This window comes from Cyanobium sp. T1B-Tous (genome assembly GCF_024345475.1).
Taxonomy (GTDB): Bacteria; Cyanobacteriota; Cyanobacteriia; order PCC-6307; family Cyanobiaceae; genus Cyanobium_A.
This window is the reverse complement of the sequence record NZ_JAGQBE010000087.1, coordinates 1-7,990: the sequence shown is the minus strand read 5'-3', so window position 1 is coordinate 7,990 and position 7,990 is coordinate 1. Positions and strand designations below refer to the sequence as shown.

Sequence of the window (7,990 nt, the reverse complement as noted above, 5' to 3'; positions counted from 1 at the left end):
TGAAACGAGGTCGGAATGGAGAGGCGTCAACTTTCCTGGCAGAGGGGGGTTCAGGCACATGAGCCATCAGCACATCGGCAACGAAGCGATCTGATGACTCCTTGGAGTCCCAGATTGCCACAATCAACACGCCACCATCAACGGCTCCTGCTGCGTGATGGAGCTGCCCCTTTGGCAAACCACCTTTTGGATGAACAGCTGCAACTTCATCCCGATACTGCTCTTCCGTCGCACCTGGCCAGTAATGGGTAAGGATGTAAGCCATCAGCCAAAGATAAACAAGGCCCACTCACAGTGGCAGCTTTAGCAAAACAATCATGACGTCGTCATCAACATTGTTGTCGCAAGAGGATGACGCAATCCTCGGATCCTCTCTTCTCAACCCACCACCACCTCAGGAGGATGCTGCTCCAGCACCTGCTTGAGATACCGACCCGTGTGACTGGTGGGATGGACAGCCACCTCTTCCGGTGACTGCCAGGAAAGATGACGCTCCTGCTGCCATTCAGGCAGCCATCGTCAACGTAGCTGAATTGAGTTCGGTTTCTGGTGGGGGCGGGTTGATCCACACCACTTCCGGTTGACGCCAGCAACGCGTCGATCGTGACCACCGGCGTGGATGCCTTTGGCGTGCCTGTTCGTAGACGACAGCCCGGTGACGGCAGATCTCCACAGCATCACCGTTGTGGCGTTGCTGGGGAGTCACGAATTTGATGCCGCTATGGCGGTGCCGGTGGTTGTACCAGTCCGTAAATGATGCCACCCACTGACAGGCTGCCTCTTGACTGGTGAACGGCCGGCTGGGGTAGTCAGGCCGATATTTCGCCGTTCGGAACAGCGATTCGGAGTAGGGGTTGTCGTTCGACACCCTTGGCCTCGAGAAGGATCTGAGCACGCCCAGCTCTTCCAGCCGGTTCTCCAGCGTTGCAGCACGCATGGCGTTGCCGTTGTCGGCATGGAGGATCAGCGGCTGACGGCGGCCTTTACTGATCCGCTCGCGTAGGCAGGCCCTGCTCACCAGATCCGCTGCGATGGCTGGATCCTCGCGCTCGGCGACATCCCAGGCCACCACCTTCCGGCTCCAGACGTCGATCACCAGGTAGAGGTACAGCCAGATCCCCCGGACGGTGGTGGGGAGATAGGTGATGTCCCAGCTCCACACCTGATTCGGACCTGCGGCCCGCAGGCGTGGAACCTGTCTGGGCTCGTGGGGTGGCCGGGCCCGGCCACGGCGATGGGCCTGGCCATGGGCGTGGAGCACTCCGTAGAAGCTGCGCTCTGAACCGATATACCGGCCACGGTCGGCCAGGATCGGCACGATCTGACCGGGCGGCAGGGCGGCGAATTCAGGCTCGTTGCAGGTGAGCAGGATCCGCTGGCGCTCTTCTTCGCTGAGGCGGTGGGCCACATGGCGATGGCTGCCTTTGCGGCCGTCCAAGCCGTCCCCATCGCCTGCGAACTGCCGTCGCCAGCGCTGCAGTGTGGTGAGCCCCACGCCCAGCAGCCGGGCCAGTTCGCTGGCCCTGGCACCGTCTGTCATTCCCTCATCGAGGATCTGCAAAGCCTTCTGGCGGTCGATCGGCGAGGTCAGTCGTCCCCGTCCTCTCCCCAGAAGGCCTGAATCTTTTTTGAGGCGATCAGCAGCGCTGCCGCCTCCGCCAGCGCCTTCTCCTTCCGCCTCAGCTCCTGCTTGAGCCGTTTGATCTCCTTCTGATCCTGGGCGCGGAGCCGTTCAAGCTCCTTCTGCTCTTTCAAGGTGAGCACTGGCTTTTGGTTGGCATCCTGGGATGCTTGGCGCCACCGTTCCACCTGCTCCGGGTACAGGCCCCGCTCCCGGCAGTAGGCACTCAGCTCGGTGGCGTTTAGCCCAGCGGTCTCCAGAACCACCGTGAACTTGTCGGTGGCACCCCAGCCCTCAGGATCCTTCTCCGATGCCGGCACCACCTCCCCCTGCAACCGCCAGGTCTTCCTCCAGTTGTAGAGGGTGACGACGTGAATGCCCAGCTCGGCTGAGATCTGGGCCACGCTCTGCCGGTGCGGCGGGCCCATCCGCCTCCTCACATCAGCTTTGACCGCCTCGCTGTAGCGACGCATTGCTCTGCTCCATCAAGCCCCCTGGTTGAAACGAGGTCGGAATGGAGAGGCGTCAACTTTCCTGGCAGAGGGGGCAGTCGCTATTTATTTGTAAATAGAGGCTTAATTCCCATCAAGGGGAAGGGCGAGATGAATATTTAATTGCTTAATGCTAAGGCAATCTGCTTCCCTCTGTGATTTTCATTTCTTTCTGGCCTACATTCGCTTTTGATATGAATTTTCAAATTCTAACATTAACGACCAGATCCCGAACCTGATTGCAGCCTGGTGAATATCACCCGACAAGCCGTAAACTACGGGGCAAATCTCGCTGAGCATGAGTTTCTCGATCAATTCTACACCCATTTTCTTTTGATAAATCCCCTCCCCTAGCCAACTTTGCCTGGATTAAGTTGCATATACTTTTCTCGACCTCATCAAAGTTAATTTTAAGCGATTTGCTTTGGTTGACCTAGCACCGTTGATCGGGGATCAGGCATACAAGCGGCTGAAGGCTGCTGCTGAAGTGCGACAGCAAACGATCAAACTCCGGAGCAGAAGCGCAGGGTTCGGCATGGCAAGAAAAGGCGGCTGGCAGGAATTCAGCAGCAACTCCGCAAGCACGGCCAGGCCCACCCCGGCTGGATCCGGCCCAGCGGGCGCACCCAGCCCAAAGGCCCAGCAGCAGGTGCGGGTGCAGCGCACCAAGGCCGGCAAAGGCGGAAAACTAGTGACAGCGATCACGGGCCTTGAGGCGCCGGAAGCCGAGCTAAAGACCCTGCTCAAACAGCTCAAGGCCATTGCCGGAACAGGCGGCACCGTCAAAGACGGCGTGATCGAGCTGCAGGGAGACCAGGTGGCCGTGGCCCTGGGGGCGCTGGAGAAGGCCGGCTACCGGCCCAAGCAGGCGGGAGGCTGACGCGCAAGCTCAGAAGCCCGCCTTGGTGAAATCGTCGCCGATGTAGCCAAGGGGCAATTGGTCACGCTCAGCAAGTGCCGCCGCAAAACAATCCCCGAAGTTGAGCTGGGCGCGCTCTGCCAGATCCGCATCCAACGGCACCACATCAGGATCAATGAGATCCAGCAACGTCCGCATCGGTTCGAGCACACGACGGCAGTGTGCAAGCAGCAGCAGCTCCTGCAGGGTGCCTGCGGACATGCGTAGAACTTCAGCTTGCTCGAGCGCCTGCTGGTGTCGCTCCCACCCAGGTTCTCGCTGAAGAATTGCGAGCAGCACAGAAGTATCCAGAATCACGCCGGCAAGTCCTGCTCGTCGTAAAGCGAATCGGGATCGAAAGGTTGGGCCGTCTCAAGGGCCTGACGCGAGGCACAGGGGAGAATGGCCCGATCCGTCCCAACGCCCAGCACCGATGTCCGCCGCTCCCTCCACCCCCACCTACGGCGCACTCACCAACCAGGGGGCTTCCACCAACATCGCCTGGCACCACACCACGGTGGACCGGGCAGCCCGGGCCGAACAACAAGGCCACCGCAGCGCCATCCTTTGGTTCACCGGCCTCAGCGGCTCGGGCAAGAGCACCCTGGCCAACGCCGTGAACTCGGCCCTGTTTGAACGGGGACTCAGCTGCTACGTGCTGGATGGAGACAACATCCGCCACGGCCTCTGCAAGGACCTGGGCTTCTCCGATGCCGCCCGCGAGGAAAACATCCGCCGCATTGGCGAAGTGAGCAAGCTTTTTCTGGATGCGGGGGTGGTGGTGCTCACGGCCTTCGTGTCACCCTTCAAGGCCGACCGCGACAAAGCCCGCGCCCTGGTGGACGCCGGCGACTTCATCGAGATCCACTGCGCCGCCAACCTGGACGTGTGCGAGCAGCGCGACACCAAGGGGCTCTATGCCAAGGCCCGGGCCGGCGAGATCAAGGAGTTCACCGGCATCTCTAGCCCCTATGAGGCGCCCGAGCAGCCCGAGCTGCGGGTGGACACCGGCGCCCAGAGCCTGGAGGATTCGGTGGCCGTGGTGCTCAGCTATCTGGCGGCTCAGGGCGTGATCCCGCCGGGGAGCTGACCACCGGCACCTCCCCGGAGCGGAGCTGGTCGCCCCAGGCATCGAGAAAGGTCTTGGCGCAGCTGGCCACCGGCACCGCCAGCACCAGGCCGAGCAGATCCCCCAGGCCCAGCAGGCTGCCCAGGCGCGCACCCAACGGCAGGCTGATCAACAGCCAGGCCGGCTGGAGCCCCACAATCCGCCCCATCAGCCGGGGCTGGATCACCTGGTCCACCACCTGGCCCACGCTGATGGCCGCGGCCAGCACTTCCAGACCCGTACGGGGATCGTCCAGGGCGAGCAGCACGCTCACCGCCACGATCGTGAGGGCACTGGCATAGGGCACCAGGGTGGTGAAGCCGATCGCCACCGCAAACAACACCCCATAGGGAATGCCCAGCAAGGTGAACACCACGATCTGGGCCAGGCTGAGGATCAACGCCAGCACCACCTGGCCGGCGAAATAACCCCGGAAGGTGCGGTTCAAGGTGGCTACCACCAGCTCCCGCACCCGCGGCGGCAGCCACTGGGCCAGGCCGGCACTGATCCCCTCACCGCCCAGCAGCAGAAACACCGCCAGCACCAGCACGATCACGGTGTTCACCGTGAGGCCCACGGTGGTGCCCAACAGACTGAGCAGCTGCTGGCTGAACTGGCGGGCGAGCTGGCTGGTGCGGGTGAGCAGTTCGCTGCTGAGGTCGCCGAAATCGGTGGGCAGCCCGCGCGTCACCGCCCAGTCCTGCAGCTGCTGCAACAGGGTTTCCCCCTGGGCCAACCAACCTGGCAAGGCCGTGATCAGCTCGCCCAGCTGCTCGATCAGACGGGGCACCAACCAGACGGCGGCCAGGCCAATCAGGCCCACACTCACCCCCACCACCAGGGCGTAGGCCAACCCCCGCGGCAGTCCCCGGCCCATCAGCCAGCGGCTGGGCAGATCGAGCAGAAAAGCGATCAGGGCCGCGGCCACAAACAGGGCCGGGAAGGGGGCCAAGGGCAGCAGCAGCTGGCGCAGCACCCAAAGATTGAGCACCAGCAACGGCAGGGCCAGGCCAGCCTTCAACCAGGGGGGCAGTACCAGGCGCTCCAGCATCAGCCCATCTGCTCGAGGTAAGCCTGGCTGCCCAGCTCCTGCAGGCGGGCGTCCTTGGCCGTCACCTGGGCATGGAGCCCGGCCCGGTAGGCCGTCAGGGCCTCGGCCAGACGGGCATCGGCCGTGGCCAGGATCTGCACCGCCAGCAGCCCGGCGTTGGTGCCGTTGCCGATGGCCACGGTGGCCACGGGGATGCCGGCGGGCATCTGCACGATCGAGTGGAGTGAATCCACGCCGGAGAGGGCCCGGCTCTGCACCGGCACGCCAATCACCGGCAGGGTGGTGAGCGCGGCCACCATCCCGGGCAGGTGGGCGGCCCCGCCGGCGCCGGCAATGATCACCTTCAGCCCGCTGGCGGCAGCCTGCTGGGCGAAGGCCACCATCTCCAGCGGCGTGCGGTGGGCTGAGAGCACGCGCACGTCCGTTGCCACTCCGAAGTGCTGCAGGATCGCCACCGCCGGCTGCATGGTGGGCAGGTCGGAGTCGCTGCCCATCACCACCGCGACCCTGGGGACCCCAGGGTCCTGGGGCGAATCGGGGGAGGAGAGGGCAACCACGCCGGCGCAGGCAGAGAATGGCATTGTCCCGTCTGGTGGCCCTTCTGCCCATGCGCTGGCTCAGCAACGTTCGCCTGGCCCCGGCCCGGCGCTGCAGCCACGGCGCCCAGCAGCGCTGGCGCATCGGCCTCGACGACGACGACTTGATCGCGGTGGTGGAGCCCCTGCCGGACGGCAGCCGGGCCGCCGGTGACGACTGGGACGGCGACTGGCTCAGCCCAGCCGGGGTGGACCTGCAGATCAACGGGGGCCTCGGGCTGGCCTTCCCCGAACTCACCGAGGCCGACCTGCCGCGGCTGGGGGAGCTGCTGGAGCGGCTGTGGCGCGATGGCGTGGAGGCGATCTGCCCCACCCTGGTGACCTGCGCTGTGGAACCGCTGCGCCAGGCCCTGGCCGTGCTGGCAGCGGCCCGGCAGGCCCACCGCCCGGGCCGCTGCCAACTGCTGGGAGCCCATCTGGAGGGCCCGTTTCTGGAGCCCACCCGGCGCGGCGCCCACCCCGCCCAGCACCTGGCCACCCCGAGCCTGGCGGCCCTGCTGGAGCGCATCACCGGCTTCGAAGACGACATCGATCTGGTGACCCTCGCCCCCGAGCTCGAGGGCGCCGACACCGTGATCGCCGCCCTGGCCGAACGGGGCATCGTGGTGAGCCTGGGCCACAGCGCCGCCAGCGAAGCCCAGGCCCACGCCGCCTTCGCGGCCGGGGTGACGATGCTCACCCACGCCTTCAATGCCATGCCCGACATGCACCGGCGGGCACCGGGTCCGGTGGCGGCGGCCGCCCTGCGGGGGGACGTGGCGATCGGCCTGATCGCCGATGGCGTGCACGTGGCGCCCACCATGGCGGTGCTGCTGCAGCGACTGGCCCCAGACCAGGTGGTGCTGGTGAGCGATGCCCTGGCCCCCTACGGCCTGGGGGAGGGCCAGCACCGCTGGGATGAACGGCTGCTGATCGTGCAAGACGGCAGCTGCCGGTTGGAAGATGGCACCCTGGCGGGCGTCACCCTGCCCCTGCTGGAGGGGGCGCGGCGCCTGGCCCAGTGGACGGGCGAGCCTGCCCGGGCCATCGCCGCCGCCACCGTGGTGCCCCGGCGGGTGCTGGGGGATGACCGCACCCTGCCCGAGCTGCTGCTGGGCACACCGCTGATCGAAACCCTGCGCTGGCACGACGGATCCGAGGGCCTGATCTGGCAGCGACCCAGCCTGGACGTCACTGCCTAGGATCCGCGCCACGACCGGAAGTTCCATGTCCCCCGAGCAACTGCTGGAAGCCAACCAGGCCGAAAAACTCGAGGTGAAGGGCTACTTCGAAACCACCGGCTTCGACCGCTGGAATCGCATTTACAGCGACAGCGACGACGTCAACCGGGTGCAGCGCAACATCCGCATCGGCCACCAGAAGACTGTCGACAACGTGCTGGCCTGGCTGCAGGAGCAGGGCAACCTTGAGCAGCGCAGCTTCTGTGACGCCGGCTGCGGCGTGGGCAGCCTCACCCTGCCCCTGGCCCAGTTGGGGGCCGGCTCGATTGCCGCCTCCGACCTCTCCGCCGCCATGGTGCAGGAGGCGGAGCGCCGGAGCGTCGACGCCGGCATCGCCCCGGGCCGGATCAGCTTCCTGGCCTCCGATCTGGAAAGCCTCAGCGGCCGCTACGACACGGTGATCTGCCTGGATGTGTTCATCCACTACCCCCAGCAGCCCGCCGAGGCGATGGTGCGCCACCTGGCCTCGATGGCCGAGCGGCACCTGATCGTGAGCTTTGCCCCCTACACGCCGCTGCTGGCCCTGCTCAAGGGCATCGGCCAACTGTTCCCCGGCCCCAGCAAAACCACCCGCGCCTACACCCTGCGCGAGGCCGGCATTGTCAAAGCGGCCGAGGAGGCGGGCTTTAAGCCGATGCGCCGCAGCCTCAACAAGGCCCCCTTCTACTTCTCCCGGTTGATCGCCTTTGAGCGCCAGGGGACCTGAGCCTGGAACAGGGCCTTCAACCCACCACCCAATCAACCCACCACCCGAAAAGTGAGGTTCAGCCGCTCCTGCTGAAGCCGCAGCCGCCGCGGCAGGGCGTGCTGCCACCACAGCTGGGTGGGGGGCTCCATCAGCAGCAGATCGCCGTTGTGCAAGGGGAGGTTGAACGGGGTGCAGGCGTCGCCGCCAAAACCCAGCGGTGACGCGGCGCCCGCGGCTCGGCGGGGGCTGGGCTGGGGCCGCAGGCGGAAGTCGCGGGGGGCTCCCAGGCTGAGGGAGGCGATCGGCGCAGCGGCATC

9 protein-coding genes and 2 pseudogenes are annotated in these 7,990 nt (G+C 65.7%); 4 read left to right on the top strand and 7 right to left on the bottom strand.

Features of this window, described 5'->3' with window-relative positions:
- From KBY71_RS13775 to KBY71_RS13770, 3 genes and pseudogenes are all read right to left on the bottom strand, one after another.
- Nucleotides 1-265: hypothetical protein (locus KBY71_RS13775; RefSeq protein WP_254929465.1), on the bottom strand; the 265-nt coding region annotated here is incomplete at its 3' end.
- 113 nt (nt 266-378) lie between these two features.
- Nucleotides 379-474, bottom strand: a pseudogene (locus KBY71_RS15215) (DNA helicase UvrA); the annotation flags it as partial.
- A 31-nt stretch (nt 475-505) separates the two neighbouring features.
- Nucleotides 506-2,094, bottom strand: a pseudogene (locus tag KBY71_RS13770) (IS3 family transposase).
- Nucleotides 2,095-2,647: 553 nt separating this feature from the next.
- On the opposite strand from KBY71_RS13770, the gene KBY71_RS13760 reads away from it, so the two are divergent.
- Complete coding sequence (locus tag KBY71_RS13760) at nt 2,648-2,992, top strand: translation initiation factor (RefSeq protein WP_254929462.1); 345 nt, start codon at nt 2,648-2,650, stop codon at nt 2,990-2,992.
- A gap of 9 nt (nt 2,993-3,001) precedes the next feature.
- Here KBY71_RS13760 and KBY71_RS13755 read toward each other — a convergent pair whose 3' ends face one another.
- Nucleotides 3,002-3,328, bottom strand: coding sequence for a type II toxin-antitoxin system VapC family toxin (locus KBY71_RS13755; RefSeq protein WP_254929461.1), 327 nt, complete (start codon nt 3,326-3,328; stop codon nt 3,002-3,004).
- Between the two features lie 115 nt (nt 3,329-3,443).
- Here KBY71_RS13755 and cysC point away from each other — a divergent pair, with 115 nt between their 5' ends.
- Complete coding sequence (gene cysC, locus KBY71_RS13750) at nt 3,444-4,100, top strand: adenylyl-sulfate kinase (RefSeq protein WP_254929460.1); 657 nt, start codon at nt 3,444-3,446, stop codon at nt 4,098-4,100.
- On the opposite strand, the gene KBY71_RS13745 is transcribed toward cysC, so the two are convergent.
- Together KBY71_RS13745 and purE are read right to left on the bottom strand one after the other, a co-directional pair.
- Nucleotides 4,057-5,169 carry an AI-2E family transporter gene (locus KBY71_RS13745; RefSeq protein ID WP_254929459.1) on the bottom strand — a complete coding sequence of 371 codons (1,113 nt, stop codon included), beginning with the start codon at nt 5,167-5,169 and terminating at the stop codon, nt 4,057-4,059. The genes cysC and KBY71_RS13745 overlap by 44 nt on opposite strands.
- Nucleotides 5,169-5,750 carry a 5-(carboxyamino)imidazole ribonucleotide mutase gene (purE, locus tag KBY71_RS13740; protein ID WP_254929458.1) on the bottom strand — a complete coding sequence of 194 codons (582 nt, stop codon included), beginning with the start codon at nt 5,748-5,750 and terminating at the stop codon, nt 5,169-5,171. Before purE ends, KBY71_RS13745 begins: the two co-directional genes overlap by 1 nt.
- Between purE and KBY71_RS13735 the strand changes: the two genes are divergently transcribed.
- Entirely contained in the window at nt 5,744-6,946 is a 1,203-nt protein-coding gene (locus KBY71_RS13735) for an N-acetylglucosamine-6-phosphate deacetylase (protein WP_254929457.1), read from the top strand. The two genes, purE and KBY71_RS13735, sit on opposite strands and share 7 nt — an antisense overlap.
- 25 nt (nt 6,947-6,971) lie before the next feature.
- A complete protein-coding gene (gene bchM, locus KBY71_RS13730; RefSeq protein WP_254929456.1) occupies nt 6,972-7,691 on the top strand; it encodes a magnesium protoporphyrin IX methyltransferase in 720 nt (239 codons plus the stop codon).
- 32 nt (nt 7,692-7,723) lie between these two features.
- On the opposite strand, the gene KBY71_RS13725 is transcribed toward bchM, so the two are convergent.
- Nucleotides 7,724-7,990: alpha-ketoglutarate-dependent dioxygenase AlkB (locus KBY71_RS13725; protein ID WP_254929455.1), on the bottom strand; the 267-nt coding region annotated here is incomplete at its 5' end.